Source organism: Calothrix sp. NIES-3974, from assembly GCF_002368395.1.
Taxonomy (GTDB): domain Bacteria; phylum Cyanobacteriota; class Cyanobacteriia; order Cyanobacteriales; family Nostocaceae; genus NIES-3974.
The window spans coordinates 3,916,880-3,937,155 of record NZ_AP018254.1; the positions used below are offsets into that span (position 1 = coordinate 3,916,880).

The window sequence follows — 20,276 nt, forward strand, 5'->3', positions numbered from 1 at the left end:
AAAATAAAATACAGGATAAAAACCATCAGATAAATCACAACCTTTCATAAACTCCCATTAAAATTAGTAAATAATCACAGGGGCTAGGCGATGGATTACACAAAAAAATCGCTGGGGCTGCTTTTTGTGTACACTTTAGGTGGGTTGATCAGCCCACCAGTATTAGCGCAGGCAACACCCGGCATTATACCCGATGAGACCCTTGGTCAAGACGCTTCTCGCATCATTCCTAACATTTCTATCAAGGGTGAAAATGCCGACTTAATTAACGGTGGTCTGCAACGAGAAAAAAATCTTTTCCATAGCTTTCGCGAGTTTAATATTAATCAAGGACAAAGGGTTTATTTTCAGAATCCACCGGAAGTAATTAATATTTTGACAAGAGTGACAGGTAGCAATCCATCTAACATTTTTGGCAGATTAGGTGTGGATGGTATCGCCAATTTATTTTTAATTAATCCCAATGGGATTATATTTGGAGAAAATGCTAGTTTAGATGTACGTGGTTCTGTCGTCGCTTCAACTGCCAATGGAATTAAATTTGGCGACCAGGGATTTTTTGATGCAACCAATCCAACAGCACCACCATTATTAACAGTTAATCCCAGTGCGCTAATTTATCATCAAATTAATCAAAATGCTGCGATTACCAATAATTCCCGTTCCAGTGCAGGTTTAGACCCAACAAATACCTTTGATACCTTTGGTTTGCGAGTAGGCGATGGTCAAAGTTTGTTGTTAGTTGGTGGTGATGTTAATATCAATGGCGGTGGCTTAGTCGCCTTTGGTGGTAAGATTGGTGTTGCTGGAATTAAAGGGAACGGTACGATTGAATTAAATCAAAGTTCTGGGAATTTAAGTTTGCAAATACCCAGTAATGTAGAAAGGGGAAATATTGCTTTAACAAATCGAGCCGGATTACTTGTTACGGCTGGAGGTGGCGGTGATATTCATTTGATTGGCAAGGATATCACTATTAATAATAGTCGTATTCTAGCAGGTATTTTGGGTGGTTTGGGTTCCTTTGGTATCCAGGCAGGTAATATTCAGATAGATGCTCAAGGTTTACTTCGAGTTGATAACAACAGTCGAGTTTTTAATAGTGTCAATAATCAAGGATTGGGTAATGGGGGAAATATACTCATTAACGCTCAAAATTTACAGGTGAACGACGGTACACAAATTGGAGTTTTAAACTTTGGTGAGGGAAATACGGGAGACCTGAAAATTAACGTGGATCAAACAATTGATTTAGATGCAGGTATTCAGGGAAGATTTACTGGCTTATTTGCACAATTAATTCGAGGAAAAGGAACAGCAGGAAATATATTTATCGAGACTGGTAGCTTAAATATTCGTCAAGGAGCTGCCATTGGTAGTGGTACTTTTGGAACAGGAAGTGTGGGAAAAGTTGAAATTAAAGCCCGTGATACAGTTTCTTTATTTGGTGAAGGTAGAAGTGTAATTTTCAATGATGTTGGTTTTGGTGGAGAAGGAAATAGCGGAGGGATAAAAATAAATACGGGTTCCCTATTTTTGAGTGATAAAGCAGTTATCTCTTCTAATGTCGATGGACGGGGAAATTCGGGAGGAGTTGATATTACTGCTCGTGATTTAGTTTCCTTGGATAATGCAGGTGAAATTGCTGGAGGAAGGATACCAGAAACATTAATTCTCAGTCGAGTTAATGATGAAGCAGAGGGAAACAGTGGCGATATAAGCATTAAAACAGGTTCTTTGCGTATATCCAATTCCCAAATTACTACTAGCACCGCAAGTAAGGGTAATTCCGGTAGTGTGATTATCGATGCAAATCAGGAAGTTTTACTATTGCGAAGTGCAGATATTTTCACCGAAGTTACCTGCGCTTGCGAAACTGAAAGTGGTCAGGGAGGAGAGGGAAAAGGAGGAGATATTAGAATTACAACCGGTTCCCTGGTGATTGATAGTGGCTCTAATCTCCGTGCAGATACGGAAGCAAAGGGTAATGCAGGTGACATTGTAATTAATGCCCGCAAGCGAGTTGTTTTTAGCGGTAGTTCTAAAGATTTTACCACCGGAGCTTTTACCCAAGTGGAACCAGAAGCGGTAGGCAAGGGTGGTAATATTACTATTAATACACCGATTCTATCAATTTCTGGTGATAACCAAATCAATACCAGAACCCAAGGACAGGGAGATGCAGGAAATATATTTATTAATGCCGAATCGGTGACTTTAGATGGTGCTGATGTGCGGATTACCAGTGGTGCAACCCAAAGGGGGAGAATTGCGGGAACCTTTGGTAATGGAGGGGATATTAATATTCGAGCTCGGTCTTTATTGGTGAATAATGGTGCAAAAATATTTGCTGATTCGGAATTGAGTGATGGTAGCGCTGGGAATATTTATATTGATAGCAATAAAATTCGTTTAAATAATAACGCAATTATTTCTGCGAATACTCGTAGCGCTAATATTATTCAAGAACAAGCTAAAATTAATTTGAATGCTACTGCCGTAATTCTGCGTCGTGGTAGTTTAATTTCGACTAATGCTACGGGTACAAATGTTGTCGCTGGCAATATTAATATCAATACTGGGGTATTAGCAGGATTAGAAAATAGTGATATCACTGCAAATTCTGCGGATTTTCGAGGTGGTCGAGTCCGAATTACTTCCCAAGCAATTTTAGGTATTGAAGCTCGTGATTTTCTCACTCCAGAAAGTGACATCACCGCAACCGGAGCATCTGCTTCCTTAGCGGGGACAACGGAAATTAATACACCAAGTGATGATCCAATTAAAGGAATTATCGATTTACCGAATCAGATTCTGGATAAAAGCGATCAAATTGGGGGAATTTGTCCTCGGGGTGCTGATGCGGTGAAAAAAATTGGTGAATTCACTGTGACTGGACGGGGTGGAAGTTTACCACCAAGTCTTTTTGAAGTGTTTACAGGTGATATTGATACTAGGGAGTTGGTGAATTTACCTGCTAATCTGGAGAATACGACTGGATTATCGCTCCAGAGTTCAACACAGGTATTGGGGGAAGAAAAAAAATCAGTGGGAATAGTGGAAGCTCAGGGATGGATTCGTCGTCCGGATGGAAGGGTGGTATTGGTGGCTAATTTACCCCACGGTTCTGCTAATTTTGCCGATAGAGCAGTTTGTTTGGGAAATGATGGATAACCGCATTGGAGCAAATTCTCAGAAAATTGAAAGGGAATAGGGAGTAGAGATGACCCGTCGGGTGGTCTCGACGGAAGTAGAAAAAAATAAGTTCGTTGCGCGAGAAATCCAGGATTAGGTTTTGGTGGGTCATTAATCCACAATCAACTCCAGTTATTGATGGAGACGGATGAGAAAATATCAAACGCAAAATTGCGATCGCATTTCCTACCGTTTTACTTTGGAGTTGATACCTGATGGGGAGCAGGGGAAGAAAATGTGTCATGTATCACCCATATTTTGAGAATCCTTAGATAATGGGGAATTATCATCCTCCTGTGGAATCGCTCCATAGGTTTGGATGAATTCCTCTGGGGACATATCACCGATTTTCAAGTCACCATAGTATTTTTGAAAGGTTACTAGTAACTTTTCATTCAAGGTTTTGAGAACTTTTTGTGAATGTGTCGAAGCCATTCGATTTTGGATTTGAGATTTTCGATTTTTCTAGAGACTTATCCATCAAAGAGAACCGAAAACATTTGGAAATCCCCACGGGTATTTATTTCCAGGTAGTATGGACAAGTCTTATGTAGTGCAAGAGAACTATCCCTTCTATCCTTACCCTGTACAATTTCTAGATTATTATTTGGTGAAAATTTATCTGTTAACAGCTAACGACTGTAATCAATACGGTTCGGTTAATGATTTTTCGTTGTGGTTTCGGGAGACGCGATATATCTCGTCTCTACAATTATTTGGGGTTTATGAATTTTCTTATCCGAACCGTATTGCGACTGTAATTCCCCATTCCCAGCAAATTCTGGGGATTATTCGTTAATAGTCACATGTACTGCTTACACTAAACACTTATGAAAGAAAGGGCTTTTTTCCTATTCCCTACTCCCCACTCCCTATTTGCAAGCGAGAAGTTAAATAAAAGCCAAGTCTTGACTAATTCGTTACAAAAAGTTACATTTATTAACAATCAGATCGAAATAAATCGGTGTTTTCGGTTTGATATCTCCCATCGAAATTTATGGATTTCATTTTTCAGCCCTGACATCCTTGGTGTCAGGGTTTTTGCTAGCGAAAATGGCTTGTTGGGGGTAGTCATGCATGTACTGCTGATACCGTTTTACTTTGGTGTTGACACATCTAGCTAGAAAGCAGGGGAAGAAAATGTGTCAAAATTTGAGTGAAATGGTATTACACCAACAACAGGTGCAAGTAGTTTTTCCTACTTCCTCCGTTCCTGACCCAATCCAAAATCTAAAATCCAAAATCTGAAATTATATGGGTTTGCATTCCCCGTTGTTCCATCATCTTGGTAAATAAATCGGTGGGTAAAGCAGCTTCTGGGGGGTGTACTCCAGGTTTGTGTAACTCTCCAGATAGTAATAGTTGGGCAATACTTCCCGTACCACATCCAGCAGCGATCGCAGTGTTAGCATGGGTGAAGGTGCTGCAAATCGTTTTCGTGATATTATTTTTCTTTCCGGTGACAGATGCACGTACCGACACACCAATCCCAGTAAATCGATCGGTGACATCGGTCATAATATGGCTGACCTGGGATAAAAACTCCATCCCCACCTGACTTTTGATCCAAAATTTGGGAAATACATGGGCTGTAATCCAGGTTAGGTGATTATAATAATCGGGAAGGGAACCAAATTTGGTAATGGTTGTTTTTACCGTAGGAAAAGTTGCTGGTAAGGTGAATGTTTCTGGCATATCGTACCAATAAACACCACAACGACCGTAGGGTAGAGGAAAGTCGATTATTTCCCGTTGTGTATAGGGTTTTATCTGTTGCCATTCCCCATTTATTAATGCCGCAAAGGGATTTTGTAAACCTAAAAAAGTAGTGCGCATGACGGTGACTCCTGCACCTCCAGAACCGGATACAACATAACTTAGATGGATAGTTTCTGGTTCATCTAATGCTTCCACACATTGACGCACCATACTATTAGAAATACCGGGAAAAATACCTGTGTTAATGATGGCGGTAATTCCTGCGGTTTGAGCGAGATTATTTAATTTGAGTGCTTTAGCGGTATAGGAACGGTGGTCACTGACATCCAGATAATTCACACCAAATTTAATACATGCTTCTAAAACTTGGGTATCACGAAAATGAAATGGTCCAGCGCAATGAATGACTAAATTACTTTCTGCAATGGCTTGATTGAGAGTCTGAATATCATCTAAATCTAGGCTGAGATAGGTAAAATCATGATTATGATCTATCTCAAATTTACGTCCAGTAATTGTAATCTGAGCAGGGGTATAGCGATGAATATCTTCAGCAACACTGCCACCAATTCGACCACTTCCACCTAAAATTAAAACTTTGTTTGTCATGGAGATTTACACATTATCTTCTAATTATAATTATTTCAACTATTTTGCTGGATCACTGTCATCTATCTAGAAGGTAGTTAGCTAAAACCCATATTCGTTTTATAATTACTTTTGGGTTTTGTTGAGTGTTGACCGTCAGTGGTTAGGAGTATCCCCATTTTTGCATCAATTTTCCATCAAATCAGGTTTTTAGTGGAAGCATTCACTTCTTTTCTCTCCTCCAGTCGTCATTTTGTCACGACTCCCGTATAGACGCGATATATCGCGTCTCTCCCTGCCTATAACAATAATTTTCTCCACCGACCCCATTCATATTCGATGTTGAATGGGAATTTCAATCACAAATGTAGTTCCCACCTGGGGAGTGGATTGACAATATAATCGACCCTGGTGTTTTTCCACAATTATTTGATAGCTAATTGATAAACCTAAACCTGTTCCTTTACCAACATCTTTGGTGGTAAAAAATGGGTCAAATAATTTACCAATTATTTCTGTAGGAATGCCAATTCCGTTATCTGTAATTTGAATTTGTACGTAATTATCAGCAAGGATTTGGGAACTAATAGTAATACAAGGATTGACAATTCCTTCTAGTGCATCAATCGCATTTGTCAGTAAATTCATAAATACTTGATTTAGTTGTCCAGGGTAGCATTCTACTTGGGGAATTGCAGTATACTTTTTAATAATTTGGATTTCTGACTGATTTGGTTTGCCCTTGAGACGATTGTGTAAAATCAGTAAAGTGCTTTCAATTCCTTCGTGAATATCAACTGTTTTAAATTCAGCTTCATCTAGGCGAGAAAAATTACGTAGGGATAAAACTATTTCGCGAATTCTTCTAGTTCCCTCCTGCATGGAGGTGAAAATTTTCCGTAAATCTTCCTGAATAAAGGGTAAATCTATGGCTGCAATTTTTTCTTGAATTTCTGCAACTGGTTCTGGATAATATTGTTGATAAAGTTGAATTAGCTGTAATAAATCTTGAGTATATTCGCTCGCAGGAATGAGATTCCCATGAATAAAGCTGGCTGGATTATTGATTTCATGGGCTACACCTGCTACCATTTGTCCTAAGCTAGACATTTTTTCACTTTGAATCAGTTGGGTTTGAGTACGCTTAATTTCTTGTAGTGCAGCTTGTAAATCTTCCTTTTGTTTTTGTAATTGTATTTCCGCTTGTTTTCGTTCAGTAATATCAACGGAAACGCCAATTATTCCTGTTACCTCCCCCGCTTGATTATAAACTGGTGAATAACGACTTTCAAAGCAAATACCAGGCATTTCAGATATACAAGTAAATTCTTCACCTTGAAGCGCTCGATTTATTTGCTCAATAATTTCTGGCGTATCTTGATACATATCATAAACTGATGTACCAATAACTTCCCCTCTTTGAAGTCCTAATTTTTTTAATCCATGACCTTCGGAAAAGGTAAAATATCCGGCTTTATCGATGGCAAAGAGAATAATCGGAGCCGAGGAAATCACTGTTTGTAAACGCTGTTGACTTTCTCTTAAGGCTTCCTCTGCTTGCTTTCTGTCTGTGATATTCAAAGATGTACCAATACATCGGTAGACTCGACCGTAGCTATCTCTAATGGGATTAATTGTAGTTAAAAACCACATATCCGTGTCATGGAATTTTAAGCATTCTTCGTAACTAATTGTTGTTCCCGTTTGTACGCAGGTTTGATAGCGCTGATAAATTACTTCTCCTTGACTTCCAGGAAATAATTCTTGAGGAGATTTATTAATCACATCTTCATAACTTAAACCAGTTATTTTCTCAGTAGATTTATTCCACCCAGAATAACGAAACTCACCATTTTCCAGAACATCAAAAACAAATACGCAATGTTCTGTGCCTTCATAAATACTGCGGAGAAATTCTTCTTGTTCCCGGATTTTTTCCTCTGCCTCCTTTTGTGCTGTAATATCAAATATGCATCCATCCCAAATAATCGCACCATCTGGTTGTAATTGGGGTTTGGAAATACCTTTTAGCCATTTTTGTTGACCAGAATTAGTAATAATTCGGTGTTCTAATTCCCATTTTTCTAAGGTTTGGGCAGAGTGTAGGATGCTTTCCTGCATTTTGGGAATATCTTCCGGATGAATATTGGCAAAAATATCTATGGAATTTTCTAAAATTAGCTGCGGTTCAACTCCATAAATATCTCGACATCCAGAAGATATATAAATAAAATATTGATTTCCTTTTGTATCTAAAATAAACTGATAAATTATCCCCGGAATATTATCAGTCATTTGCTGCAATTGTGTTTGAATTTGCTGCAACTGATTAGTTCTTTCTGTAACTTTTTGTTCTAGTTGTTCGTTCAGTTCCGCTAGGGATATTTCCGCTTGTTTCCGTTCCGTAATATCGACAATACAACCATCCCAAATAATTACTCCATCTGCTTGTAATTCTGGTTTAGAAACTCCTTTTAACCATTTTTTTTCACCAGAGGGAGTCGTAATGCGCCATTCTAATTCCCACTTTGCCAATGTTTGGGCTGATTCAATGATTGTTTGTTCTAATATGGGTAAATCTTCCGGTTCCGTCACCCCAAACAATACATAGGCATTTTCGTATATAGCTTGTGCTTTGATTCCGTAAATCTCTTCACATCCAGAGGACACATAGGGAAACGATTGGCTTCCATCCGGGTCTAAACGAAACTGATAAATCATTCCCGGAACATTGTCCATCAGTCGCGATAAACGCATTTGCATTTGACGTAGTTGTGCTGTTCTTTTCTCGATTTTGGCTGCTAATTGTTCTTGGGACTGTTGTAATTGGGTTTCAATTTGCTGGCGTTTGTATAATTGACCCAGTTTTTTGCCAACGTTGAGCATGATTTCTAACAAATGGAAGTCCTGAAAGCGCTTTTTTGGACTTAAAAGAACAATTACCGCAACAACAGCGCGATCGCATATAATAGGGAAGGCTAAACCAGAATTTATCCCTGCTGTTACATCCGTCTCAACCCACATCGGTTTTACCTGTGAGATGACTTGATGTAAGAGGTGGGAATCGATTAGGTATTGATTAATTGCAGTTAATTCCCAGGACAGAGACGATTCTTGATGGGGATGGAGGTAGGTGCGATCGCAATTAAGTTGATGATTTTGCCCATCACACATCCAGAGTTGACCAACGTCCCAATTTAAACCGGAGCAAACGTCCTCTAGAAATTTACCACTAGCTAGGGAAAAGTTAGTAAACTCACCAATAATACCTGTTAATATCGACTGGAGACAAAGATGCTGCTGGAGACGTTTACTTGCAGTGATGACCTCAGTGAACATAATTACACCCCCAATCACCCCATCTCCATCTTCGCTGTACCAGGGATGGATTTCCCACCTCAACCATTCCAAATCGCCGTCAGGACGAACTAAACAATCCTCCCTAGAGATGGTTTGATGCTGTTGTAAACACAAACGGTATGCTTCCTCCCAATAGGGGAGAGAATGGGGAAAAAGTTCACAGTGGGATTTACCGATGATATCCTGATGACTCAAACCATAATTTTCCTGCCAACACGGAGAAACCATCACATAGCGCATGTTACAATCAAGAAGTGCGATCGCATGGGGAGAAAGTTTGACCAAAAGTTCCGTTGATGGTAGATTTTGCAGCTGTTTGCTTGGACTTTGATGGTCAATATCCGTAGTCAGGTTGTTTGTAGATGGAATCTTTTCGGTTATATCTTCAGCCATAGGAAATCACCACAACTCGATTGGGGTTACTGGTATTTATATTTCCCAAATCATGGCAGTAATATCATTTTGGATTTTGGATTTTGCATAGCCATTTCATCCGAACTGGAGGTGATTATGTCCCAATAAAGATGACTCTGGAGGAGTATTTAGCTTACGATGATGGTACGGACAAGCGTTACGAACTGGACGAAAATGGGGTATTAGTAGAAATGCCTCCTGGAACTGGTAGACATGAAGCTATTATCACTTTTCTAGTGGTTCGTTTCTTTCTGGAAAAGCAGCGTTTGGGATTAAGTTTGGAACCTCGTGCTAATGGTGTTGAAGTTCTAACCAACAAACAACCGAGACGACCAGATGTGTTGATGATAACTCCCCAACAAGTTGCTGCAATTGAAAATACCTCTGCAATTTTGAAAACCCCACCCCCCTTGATTGTTGAGGTGGTATTCCCTGAGTCGATTGACCGCGATTATCGCATCAAAACCCCAGAATATGCAGACTTTGGTGTGGATGAGTATTGGATTGTTGACCCCTTAACGGAACAGGTGACAGTTGGCTTTTTGCAAGGAAAGACTTACAAGTAAACGGTATTTACTGGTAATCAACAAATTGTATCCCTAACTTTCCCAGAAATGAATGCAACTGCTGAAAATATACTCAAAGCACAGACGTAACAATGCTACGTCTCTACACGACCTAAAATCCCAAATCCACAATCTAAAATCCTGTTCCTCCCAACCCTTCCACAATGGTTTTTGTATTTTCCTGCATCATTTTAATATAGGAGTCTCCCCGACTACCTCTAACGTCAATAGAATCGGAATACAATGGTGTTGTGGCTAATTTCACATTAGCTTCCTGAGCAACAGTTTTAATTAAATCTGGATTTAGGGTTGTTTCTGCAAAGATGGTGGGAACTCGACTTTTTTGAATCGTTGTCACCAGATTTTTCACAGTTTGAGCGCTAGGTTGTTCTTCAGTGCTAATACCGATCAACGTACCTAAAATCTCGATTCCGTAAGCTTTACCGTAATATTGAAACGCATCATGGGTCGTCACCAACCTCCGGTTTTGCGGGGGAATAGTTTGGATTTGTTGTGCGATCGCATTATCTAACTTCTTTAATTCGGCAATTAACTGTTCCGCATTTTTAGTAAATAAAGCCCTATTTTCGGGGGATACACCTGCTAACTCATCGCGAATTTTTCCCACCATCAGAATAGCGTTTTTCACATCTCCCCACACATGGGGGTCGGGAACAGTTTCACCATTTTTTGATAAAGTCAAAGGTTTTGCAACCTCCCCCACCGCAACCCGTTTAGCTTGACGACTGGTTGATTCCATCATTCGGATAATCCCAGGTTCCAAATTATAACCGTTGTACAACACCAACTGCGCTGATTCCAAAGCACGACTATCTTGAGGTGTCGGTTCGTACACATGGGGGTCATCACCAGGTCTAAGCAAGGATACCAAATTCACCTTGTCTGCTGCAACTTTTGCCGTTAAGTCCCCAATAATCGTATTCGTAACCACTACCTTTGGTTGACCCGCTTTCCCATCCTCAGACACAGACGGATTCGGTGACTGACAAGCGATAATCAAAGTACTACAAATCAGACAAAATCCGAATTTACCCGTTTTCCCCCATCCCCAACTACCAATCCTAACCAGGTAACGATTTTTCCACATTTTTCTCTTCCGATTGCGTTTTGTAATCTTTTCCACAGTTTTCATCTTTGCCTCATTTTTTAGGGTATATTATTTTCATAATCTTTTCATTATTTGGCGAGAATACGACAGATAGAAAGATGAAACCCTGATATAACAAGGGGTTCCCGTCAGGGAAATCTCAAATCTATAGTCCGTAGGACTTCTCGTTAGAGTAATCCAAAAATGGTATAAGTGGGAGTATTAAGGGATGAGCGTAATTTCTATAGACAAAAAAAATACCGCACCCAAACCCCCTGCGGGAATTATTGTGAATCATCTCAGTGTGAATTATCGAGAAGTTTTAGCCCTGTCAGATGTAAACCTCATCGTTAAACCGGGACGGATTACGGGTATATTTGGACCCAATGGAGCCGGTAAAAGTACGCTGATGAAGGCAATGCTCGGATTGGTATCCCATAGTGGAAAAGTAATGTATCAAGGAAAACCCCTAGTCCACCAGCTAGAAAAAGTGGCCTACCTACCCCAACGTAGTCAAATTGATTGGACCTATCCTGCCAATGTATGGGATGTGGTAATGATGGGGAGGGTGAAAAAAACCGGGTGGTTGCGACAATTTTCAGCCCAAAGTCGGCAAATAGCCAAAGCAGCTTTAGCACGGGTAGAAATGGCTGATTTTAGCCACCGTCCCATCGGAGAATTATCTGGAGGACAGCAACAGAGAGTATTTTTAGCCCGTGCTTTAGCCACTGATGCAGATATTTACTGCTTTGACGAACCCTTTGTGGGGATTGACCAGAAAACCCTGGGGATTATTTTTGAGGTTTTCCATGAACTAGCCAATGCAGGTAAAATCGTCTTGGTGGTGAACCATGATTTAGGGGAATCCATCGCTAATTTTGACGACCTAATCCTGTTAAATCAACGGGTGATAGCCAGTGGTACGCGTCAGCAGGTATTTACGGATACAAATCTCCGGCAAGCCTACGGTGGTCAGGTAATTTATTTTACGGATGCAGCGTGAATTGTTGACGGTTGACATAGAGACGACCCGACGGTTTGTCTCTACCAATCGATTCAAAAACCAAACCCAATTCCCCTATATTTTCATCAAAAAAAATTTCATCTAAACAAAGTGTTGATATTATCAAACCTATTAGAACCATTAAAATACGGGTTTATGCAACGTTCCTTGATAGTTGCCATACTCGTTGGTATCCTGTGTGCAGTAGTTGGTAGTTACTTAATGGTACGCAAACTAGCTCTGTTAGGAGATGCCATTAGTCATTCCGTGTTACCAGGATTAGCGATCGCATTTTTATTAGGTGGTAATATTTTTATCGGTGCATTTATTGCCGGGGTGATTAGTACATTGGTCATCACCTGGATAGAAACGCGATCGCCGATTAAAGAAGATGCAGCAATGGGGATTGTCCTCTCGGCTTTTTTTGCTCTAGGTGTAATATTAATTACGGTAATTCAAAAAACTAATAAAATCGATTTGAATCATTTCCTCTTTGGCAACATTCTCAGCGTCACCCCTCCGGAAGTCCGTGACACAGCAATTATTACCCTATTTGTCTTGATAGTCGTCTTTGCCATTTACAAAGAACTATTATTTTATACCTTTGACCCCGTAGGGGCACAAGCAGCAGGCATTAACGTCAATTACCTCAACTTTGGTTTAATGCTCCTAATAGCCCTCACCATCGTCGCGAGCATGAAAGTAGTCGGTGTAATTTTAGTTTTATCCCTACTAATCACACCCAGCGCTACAGCCTATTTACTGGTCAATCGCCTTCATCAAGTCATGTTAACTGCCGCCATTATTGGTATATTATCAAGTATATCTGGCATGTATTTAAGTTACTTTTTCAACTACCCCTCCGGTCCAGCCATTGTCCTAGTAGCATCCGGATTTTTCATCCTAGCATTCCTATTTAGTCCCCGTCACGGAATAATTAAATTACCTTTCTTTGGTTAGAAGTCTGGATGAAATCAAATAATCTGGCTAATAACCCGAATTCTTAGACGAACTAATTAATATTACCTCAGAACTTGTATACCCCCTCACTCCCATTCTGGTTTACATTAGATGGCAGAGTAGGAATCGACAACATGAGCGGCAATAAAATCTTTGAGCAATCGGTCAAAATTAATGCCAGTGCAACCATAGTCGAACGCTGCATTACCAATCAAACCCTAATGCATCGCTGGCTAAATCCAGCCTTACGCTGTCAACCAATAGGTGAATGGAATACAGAAATTGGCGGAGAAAGCGAATTTATTATTCAAATACCCCTATTACAACCAACATTGCATAGTAAAGTCGTAGAGAGGAAACCAGGGTTAGTTGTATGGGAATTTACCGGCTTTTTTCACGGACGGGACACCTGGGAATGTCAACCACAACTGAAGGGTACACAATTAGTCAACCGATTTGAATTTACCATTCCTAACCCAATCGTGAAATGGGGATTTGAAACCTTTGCGCAAAAGTTAACAAAAGCAGATATGGAAGCACAATTACAACGTTTGAAACTGGTAGCAGAAGAATTACAACAACAAGAATAGAATAACAAATTAGCAACCTGTAGAGACGTAGCAATGCTACGTCTACAATGAGTTTAACTACGCAAATCATCAATGGTGGGATAATCAGGTTTTTCCCCTTCAAAAACAGGTATATGGAAATCAACATTATTACTAACTAGCATCTGTTCCACCTGTTGGAGTGCAGGAAGATTACCGCAAAGCAGCACTTGGTCACGGGGTTGTAAATCAATAGTGGGTTCGGGAAAACGGATAAATTTGCTATCACGACGCATCGCTTGAATTTGGACACCAAACTTTTTTCGTAAATCTAAATCCTCAATAGTTTTCCCCAAAATCATCGCATCAGGACTAATTTCTACCCACTGACAAGCACTTCCCGGAACTGCTGCTTGTCCCTTGGCAAATTCCTCTAAAGCGGCAAATTCTTCAGAAGAACCGACTACTAATAATTTATCACCCTCCTCCAGTTTGGTTTTGATATCGGGATAATCGATTTCTTTGCCATTTGCGCGACGAATAGCCATTAAACTGACCCCGGTTAAATAACGAATATCCGCTTCCTCTAGGGTCATACCAATTAAGGGTGATTGGGGTGGTAAATCATACCAACGCTTATTTAAATCCTGGGTGACTCTTTGCAGATAATTCGCAACTTCCGACTCGCTTTCCTCTGGACGTAAATCGAGGTAATGGCGATCGCGAATTTGTTGCATTTCCCGTCGTACCCGACCAACTCGTAATCCTGCATCGGTGAGGAGGTAGGTTGCCATTTCGATACTAGCTTCAAACTCTGGTTGGACAACTTCCCTTGCGCCTAATTGGTATAATGCCTCAATATTGCGATCATCGATCGCACGGACGACGATATTAATATCGGGGGAAAGTTCTAAAGCCCGTTTTAATGATAATCTGGTGCTGGCGGGGTCTGGTAGAGCTAGAGCCATAGCCTTGGCGGTACTGACGCAGGCTGTTTCTAATACATGAAAGCTGACACAATTCCCGTATACATAGGGGATACCTGCATCCCGTAATTGTTGAATCCGACTTTCGGATTGGTCTATTACAATAACGGGAATTTCGTTTTGTTGGAGTAATTTCACGAGATTTTTACCAACCCTTCCATAGCCACAGACGATAATATGGTCTTTAAAAGGTATTTCGTCGGCGATATCTAAGGGTTTTCCTCCTCCAGTTAAATAGGGTTGAAACCAGGGAATGGATTCCAACCAATCAAACATCAGGGGGAGAAGACGGAGGACAAAAGGGGTAATTACCAAGGTGACAGCTGTTGTACCTAAAATCAGTAAATATACCCGTCGGGAAACCAAACCCAGTGCTTGTCCTTCACTGGCTAAAACAAAGGAAAATTCCCCGATTTGGGCTAATCCCAAGCCTGCAATTAAAGCTGTTTTCAGGGGATAGCGAAATAACTTAACTAGAGGGGTGACAATTAAAAATTTACCAATAAATACTATCGCTACCAAACCGAGAATTAACTCCAGATTGTTCCAGAGAAACACCGGGTCAATTAACATCCCAATGGAGGCAAAAAATAAACTGGCAAAAATATCCCGTAGTGGTTCCACATAGGAAAGGGTTTGGTCAGCGTATTCTACCTCCGAAATCATTAACCCCGCAACAAAAGCCCCCATTTCAATCGAAAGACCCAATTCCTCCGTAATTAGAGCAATTCCCAAACATAAGGCTACCACACCCAATAAAAACAATTCTCGGCTTTCCGTCCTCGCTAATAACCGCAATAAGGGTGGAATTAACCACATCCCGGCAATAATTGCTCCTGCGGCAAATAAACCCAACCACCCCAAAGCCTTGAGGACAGCTATACCGATTAATTCTGGGGGTTGGTCTAATGCTGGTAAAACTGCCAACATTAATCCTAACGCCAAATCCTGCACCACCAAAATACCCAGTAAAACCTGTCCGTGGGGGGTTTCGGTTTCATTACTCTCCATCAACGACTTGAGAACCACCGCAGTCGAAGATAAAGATAAAATACCACCTAAAAATACTCCCTGGGCAGGATTTGTCACCCACCCCACCGCCAGAGATACTAAAGCAGTGACGGTAATCGTGAGGATAATTTGTAAACCTCCCCCACCCAGTGCGATCGCTTTCACTTTTTGTAGCTCCCCTAGGGAAAATTCTACCCCCAAGGCAAACAGTAAAAATGCTACTCCAAACTGGGCTAAGGTTTCCACCTGAATTAATTCCTTAATTAATCCTAGCCCCGCAGGACCGACAATCATCCCACCGATTAAATAGCCAAGCAACACCGGTTGACGCAACAACGCGGCAAACAGACCACCAACCGCAGCTACAGCCAAAACTGAAACTAGATCGAGTATTAAGCGAAAATCTTCCTGCACAGGTTTTTAAAGAAGTATGAAGACGTATTAGTCTCAGCATACAAACTTTTACGCTTTGATGGTGTATTGCGGGCTAAAATATTGGTAATTGCCTAACTCGAAAATCGCGATCGCCCACAGAAATAATTGCCCCTATCGCTAAATCTACCTCAAATCACCCACAGGTTTGAGCCAATTGACGGTACGAGGTGAGATTCCCGTATCTGCTAAAAATTTCATCCAGCTTTCTCACCAACTATCGGGTAAACCTGCTCGCGAGCTAACCATGCAGCATACATCAATGATTGTTGAATATCTTCTGGTTCTAAATACGGGTAATCCTCGATAATTTCAGCCACAGTTTTACCATTTGCAACTAAATTCAAAATCAATGAAACTGGAACTCGCATTCCCCGAATACAAGCTTGTCCAGCCATAATACGAGGGTCAAATGTAATGCGGTCAAAACCTAACATGATTTAATTACCTTTTTTCATAGATTTAATCTCAGCGATCGCCGAATAAAATTCATCTAAATTAATTCAGGGAGTCTGATATTACTTGACCTTTATCGACGCAGTGAGGAAGTCCATCATCAACGTTTATTTAATCCAACGAAATTAGCTGAAAAATTACAGCAAATCGGTTTTCAAGTGGAAATTACCAATTGTTATGGACAGTTTCAATTACCACCTGCTCGGATTGCTGTAATTGCTCGCAAAGGTTTTATCGATTTAGGGTATTAGGGTATGTCAAGACAATCCATCACATTAGATAAATTAGATAAAAAGACCTGGATCGACTTGAAAAAAAGCTCCTAAAGCCTTTGCTTGGGCTTTACTAATTTCCCGCTTACCGTTGACAACTTCGGAAACAACACCTTTAGAACCAATTATACCTACTAAATCAGACTGCTGAATATTTCTTTGCTCCATGAGAAAAAGTAACATGGAATAGAGACTAGAATTTTCATGGGTACAATAATATTCCCATTCAAATTTTTCAATGAGAGTAATTAGTAAATCGTATAGTTCATCTTCTTCGGGTGAGCGTTGTTTCTGATGCATCAACATCTCGACAATTTCTAAAGCTCCGTCGTTTTCAGCTTCCGTTCTGATAATTTTTGGTTGATATTTTACTAATAGTTCTTGATATTTATCTTGATTAAAAATAAGGGTCATCTTTCCAATACTCCTTATCATATTCAGCATGAGTCAAAACATACTTGATATAAATTAACTGTTTGTCATAATCCATTGGTATTTAGCCATGATTGGTGTAGACCCCAAGGAACATAGAAAAGGGTATGGTTCGCGATTAATGCAGCACATTCTCCAGCAATAATGCGATCGCGATCGCTTCAGTGCTTACCTGGAATCATCTAAACCGGAGAATATTCCTTTCTACGAACGACATGGATTTGAACTGCTTGACCAGATTCAAGTGGGTACATCACCGCCAATTTTCCCCATGCTGCGTCAACCCCAATCGGTAAGCTAAAATCAGAGATGGGCACACTTTGTATACTTCATACGTCAGCTATCCTACTGTAATCGTTTGATGCCAGATTGCATTTAACCCTGTCAATGCTGGATATTTAAACAACTAATGATTGGACACAGCTAAATTGTTCTTAATCCGACCTAGGTAGTAAAAACAAGGATAATGGCGAGTAAACTTAAATACAAAGTAACACTCTGGCGTAGGTGGTTCGCCTCCACATTCAACTTCCGATCCAAGTTGATTTTTGGTGGTTCTAAATCTAATTTCAGTATAAACCCTGGTTTGGCTTGGAAGTACGTATCAAAGCGGGTGTTACCCCTGCTATTTGTATTGTCCCTAGTGACGGCGATGTTTGGGCATCAAATCATACCAGTATCAGCCCAATCAATTCCGATTTTTCCCAATCCGTCGGTTTTACCACCACCCAATCCCCAGCCGTTACCCAATTATCCACCCCCCCAACCTCGACCTCAACCCCAACCTCAACCTCAACCTCAACCAGTTCCTCCCACCCCACCAACAGCACCAGTACGGAGACTACCCCAACAGGAAATTCGTGGGGTTTGGATTACCAATAATGACTTAGGAGTATTGCGCGATCGCAATCGGTTGGAAAATGCTTTAAGCAAATTAAAACAACTCAATTTTAATACAATTTACCCGGTGGTGTGGAACTCTGGATATGTGATGTATCCCAGTGAGGTTGCTCAAAGACACCAGATTCAACCATTTGTATTTCGGGGAACCGAAGGACAGGATATCCTCGCGGAGGTAATTGCGCGATCGCACCGTCAAGGTTTATTAGCTATACCCTGGTTTGAATTTGGATTTATGGCTCCGGAAACATCGGAATTAGCCCTAAATCATCCCCAATGGTTAACGCAAAAACGAGATGGTTCTCGTACATCTATCAGTGCTGCTGGGGAAGTTGCTTGGTTAAATCCCTTCCACCCAGAAGTGCAACAGTTTATTACCAACCTCATCTTGGAAATGGTCACCAAATACGACGTTGACGGTATCCAATTCGATGACCACATGAGTTTACCCTACCAATTTGGTTACGACCGTTACACCACCAATTTATATACCCAAGAAACAGGTAATCCTCCCCCTGCAAACCCCAAAGACCAAGCATGGACAAAATGGCGAGCAGATAAAATTACCGCTTTCATGGTACAACTCAATCAAGCAGTCAAAGCTCGCAAACCCAACGCAATTTTCTCCGTATCACCCAATTATTACGACTTTGCCTACAAACTACAACTACAGGATTGGTTGAACTGGGTGCGATTGGGAATAGTCGATGAATTGGTCATGCAGGTTTATCGTGACGATTTAACAGCCTTTAGCAGCAAAATTACCCGTCCAGAAGTCCTCGAATCCAAGCAAATCATCCCCACAGGAATTGGCATTATGGCAGGATTACGTACCAAACGTGTACCGATTAGTCAAATCCAATCCCAGGTAAGAGCTGCTCAACAAAGTGGCTTAGGTGTAGCCTTTTTCTACTTTGAAAGCCTGTGGAATGTAGGTCCAGAAGTTGCAGAGGAACGACAATCTGGCTTACAAGCCGTCTTTTCTCGACCAGCACTACGAGCCAGAGCGCAATCTGTACTCTAATAGAATACAGGATATAGGAGACCTGACCATCTTCATCCCCATCCTCTGCGTGGGGATGGGATTTGGGAGGCTCATCCTCGTCCCCACACTCTGCGTGGGGATGGGATTTGGGAGGCTCCGCCTCAATATATACAGGAGTATAGCATCTTCAGTGGGTCAATTAAGGATACCTATTGCAAGTCTCACCAAAGCTTGACTACCATCGCATTTTCGCCAAACATGTTGCATCAGGATGAATCTTACCCTCAGCTAACGTTTTGCCTCAACTAAAATGCCTAGTAGCCCAGTAATTTTGATACCCAAACGGTCAGCTTCTGCTCTGCCGCGACGCTCGTCAATGAGTAGTAAATCGGCTCCAAGTTCCAAAACCAGCGCGATTGCCTCAGACTCTCCGGGATCTAATCTCACCTCAGTTTGAAGGCGTTCAACAACTTCACGATTAGTAATTAATTTAACTTCTAGCCAACTAGCTGCTTGAACTTCAGCACTTCCCGGTACGGGTGGCTCAATGTCTACAAGTTCACGATATACTGCTTCTGGAATGATGACCTGCTGATAGAGAAGAGGCAAGAGAGCTAGCTTGTTTATTGATGCCAAATTCGTGATTGCGGATGTGTCACTAATAACAATCACAATCGCCCCAGTTCCCGTAAATTTTTCAAATCCAACTCAAAATCTTCAACGTCATAGGAGTACAATGCTACTTGGCGCTGCTTTAGAAGTTGACGAAAAGCATTAAGTGGCATATCTGCCAAACGGCTAGCGTAACCAAGGGTTAAACGACCCGTTTGAAACAGGTATATAGCAATTTCCTGGCGAAACTCACTTGGTGTAAGTTGAGAGGCTTGCAGGATTTCATCTGAGATGACGACACTCATAGGAGAGCGACCTTACCGACTACATTTCTAGAGTAACCTAAAAAATTTTTCGACAGACAACTTTGGGGTATTACCTTCATAAATATCACTCTCCCATGTTCAAAAATCTTGATGTGGAATGATAAGTAGGTGGGTGGTGAAAATTGTCGTTCAGATCAGGGAGTACAGACGACCCGTCGGGTCGTCTGTACTTCCGAGACGCGATATATCCCGTCTGTACGGGGGTAAGGCTTTTCATTCCCATTGCTGGAGTTTCTCTTCTGGAAGTGCTTCAAAAAAAGTATCACTAAGTTCTCCTTTCAATAAATTTAATCCCTCCCTTCAACCTAAATGCGATCGCCTTGAAAGCAAATGTAACACTTACCGATATTTTCCCAAAAAAACATCCCCAATTACTCAAAATCAGGGATGCAAATTAATTTGT

At 40.9% G+C, this 20,276-nt stretch carries 17 protein-coding genes; 7 read left to right on the forward strand and 10 right to left on the reverse strand.

Features of this window, described 5'->3' with window-relative positions:
• Positions 1 to 90: 90 nt before the first annotated feature.
• A complete protein-coding gene (locus CDC37_RS15705) occupies positions 91 to 3,174 on the forward strand; it encodes a two-partner secretion domain-containing protein (protein WP_096622998.1) in 3,084 nt (1,027 codons plus the stop codon).
• A gap of 261 nt (positions 3,175 to 3,435) precedes the next feature.
• On the opposite strand, the gene CDC37_RS15710 is transcribed toward CDC37_RS15705, so the two are convergent.
• The 3 genes from CDC37_RS15710 to CDC37_RS15725 all read right to left on the reverse strand — a co-directional run bounded on the left by CDC37_RS15710 (position 3,436) and on the right by CDC37_RS15725 (position 9,255).
• Positions 3,436 to 3,630 (reverse strand): hypothetical protein, encoded by a 195-nt coding sequence (locus CDC37_RS15710; protein WP_096623000.1) that lies wholly within the window; start codon positions 3,628 to 3,630, stop codon positions 3,436 to 3,438.
• Positions 3,631 to 4,425: 795 nt separating this feature from the next.
• The gene (locus CDC37_RS15720) at positions 4,426 to 5,523 is read right to left on the reverse strand and encodes a saccharopine dehydrogenase family protein (RefSeq protein WP_096623004.1); all 1,098 of its coding nucleotides are present in this window, start codon (positions 5,521 to 5,523) and stop codon (positions 4,426 to 4,428) included.
• Between the two features lie 309 nt (positions 5,524 to 5,832).
• Complete coding sequence (locus tag CDC37_RS15725; protein ID WP_096623006.1) at positions 5,833 to 9,255, reverse strand: PAS domain S-box protein; 3,423 nt, start codon at positions 9,253 to 9,255, stop codon at positions 5,833 to 5,835.
• A gap of 131 nt (positions 9,256 to 9,386) precedes the next feature.
• On the opposite strand from CDC37_RS15725, the gene CDC37_RS15730 reads away from it, so the two are divergent.
• Complete coding sequence (locus CDC37_RS15730; RefSeq protein WP_231943081.1) at positions 9,387 to 9,842, forward strand: Uma2 family endonuclease; 456 nt, start codon at positions 9,387 to 9,389, stop codon at positions 9,840 to 9,842.
• Positions 9,843 to 9,975: 133 nt separating this feature from the next.
• On the opposite strand, the gene CDC37_RS15735 is transcribed toward CDC37_RS15730, so the two are convergent.
• Complete coding sequence (locus CDC37_RS15735; protein WP_096626289.1) at positions 9,976 to 10,950, reverse strand: metal ABC transporter solute-binding protein, Zn/Mn family; 975 nt, start codon at positions 10,948 to 10,950, stop codon at positions 9,976 to 9,978.
• Between the two features lie 229 nt (positions 10,951 to 11,179).
• On the opposite strand from CDC37_RS15735, the gene CDC37_RS15740 reads away from it, so the two are divergent.
• The 3 genes from CDC37_RS15740 to CDC37_RS15750 all read left to right on the forward strand — a co-directional run bounded on the left by CDC37_RS15740 (position 11,180) and on the right by CDC37_RS15750 (position 13,503).
• A complete protein-coding gene (locus CDC37_RS15740; protein ID WP_096623008.1) occupies positions 11,180 to 11,953 on the forward strand; it encodes a metal ABC transporter ATP-binding protein in 774 nt (257 codons plus the stop codon).
• Positions 11,954 to 12,070: 117 nt separating this feature from the next.
• Entirely contained in the window at positions 12,071 to 12,913 is an 843-nt protein-coding gene (locus tag CDC37_RS15745; RefSeq protein WP_096626291.1) for a metal ABC transporter permease, read from the forward strand.
• 134 nt (positions 12,914 to 13,047) lie between these two features.
• On the forward strand, positions 13,048 to 13,503 hold the full coding sequence (locus CDC37_RS15750; RefSeq protein WP_096623010.1) for an SRPBCC family protein: 456 nt from the start codon (positions 13,048 to 13,050) through the stop codon (positions 13,501 to 13,503).
• Positions 13,504 to 13,556: 53 nt separating this feature from the next.
• Here CDC37_RS15750 and CDC37_RS15755 read toward each other — a convergent pair whose 3' ends face one another.
• The 4 genes from CDC37_RS15755 to CDC37_RS25825 form a co-directional block, all read right to left on the reverse strand.
• Positions 13,557 to 15,872, reverse strand: coding sequence for a cation:proton antiporter domain-containing protein (locus CDC37_RS15755; protein WP_096623012.1), 2,316 nt, complete (start codon positions 15,870 to 15,872; stop codon positions 13,557 to 13,559).
• Between the two features lie 215 nt (positions 15,873 to 16,087).
• Positions 16,088 to 16,327: a DUF433 domain-containing protein gene (locus tag CDC37_RS15760; protein ID WP_096623014.1), complete on the reverse strand. Its 240-nt coding sequence runs from the start codon at positions 16,325 to 16,327 to the stop codon at positions 16,088 to 16,090.
• A gap of 303 nt (positions 16,328 to 16,630) precedes the next feature.
• A complete protein-coding gene (locus CDC37_RS15765) occupies positions 16,631 to 17,032 on the reverse strand; it encodes a helix-turn-helix domain-containing protein (RefSeq protein WP_096623016.1) in 402 nt (133 codons plus the stop codon).
• Positions 17,016 to 17,108, reverse strand: coding sequence for a type II toxin-antitoxin system HigB family toxin (locus CDC37_RS25825; RefSeq protein WP_197707017.1), 93 nt, complete (start codon positions 17,106 to 17,108; stop codon positions 17,016 to 17,018). Before CDC37_RS25825 ends, CDC37_RS15765 begins: the two co-directional genes overlap by 17 nt.
• 12 nt (positions 17,109 to 17,120) lie before the next feature.
• On the opposite strand from CDC37_RS25825, the gene CDC37_RS25830 reads away from it, so the two are divergent.
• On the forward strand, positions 17,121 to 17,195 hold the full coding sequence (locus CDC37_RS25830) for a GNAT family N-acetyltransferase (protein ID WP_197707082.1): 75 nt from the start codon (positions 17,121 to 17,123) through the stop codon (positions 17,193 to 17,195).
• Between the two features lie 468 nt (positions 17,196 to 17,663).
• A complete protein-coding gene (locus CDC37_RS15780; protein ID WP_231943082.1) occupies positions 17,664 to 18,974 on the forward strand; it encodes a family 10 glycosylhydrolase in 1,311 nt (436 codons plus the stop codon).
• A 249-nt stretch (positions 18,975 to 19,223) separates the two neighbouring features.
• Here the strand turns inward: CDC37_RS15780 and CDC37_RS15785 are convergent, their stop codons facing one another.
• Both CDC37_RS15785 and CDC37_RS15790 read right to left on the reverse strand, forming a co-directional pair.
• Positions 19,224 to 19,607: a DUF3368 domain-containing protein gene (locus CDC37_RS15785; protein WP_231943083.1), complete on the reverse strand. Its 384-nt coding sequence runs from the start codon at positions 19,605 to 19,607 to the stop codon at positions 19,224 to 19,226.
• The gene (locus CDC37_RS15790) at positions 19,604 to 19,852 is read right to left on the reverse strand and encodes a UPF0175 family protein (protein ID WP_096623018.1); all 249 of its coding nucleotides are present in this window, start codon (positions 19,850 to 19,852) and stop codon (positions 19,604 to 19,606) included. Before CDC37_RS15790 ends, CDC37_RS15785 begins: the two co-directional genes overlap by 4 nt.
• Positions 19,853 to 20,276 lie beyond the last annotated feature (424 nt).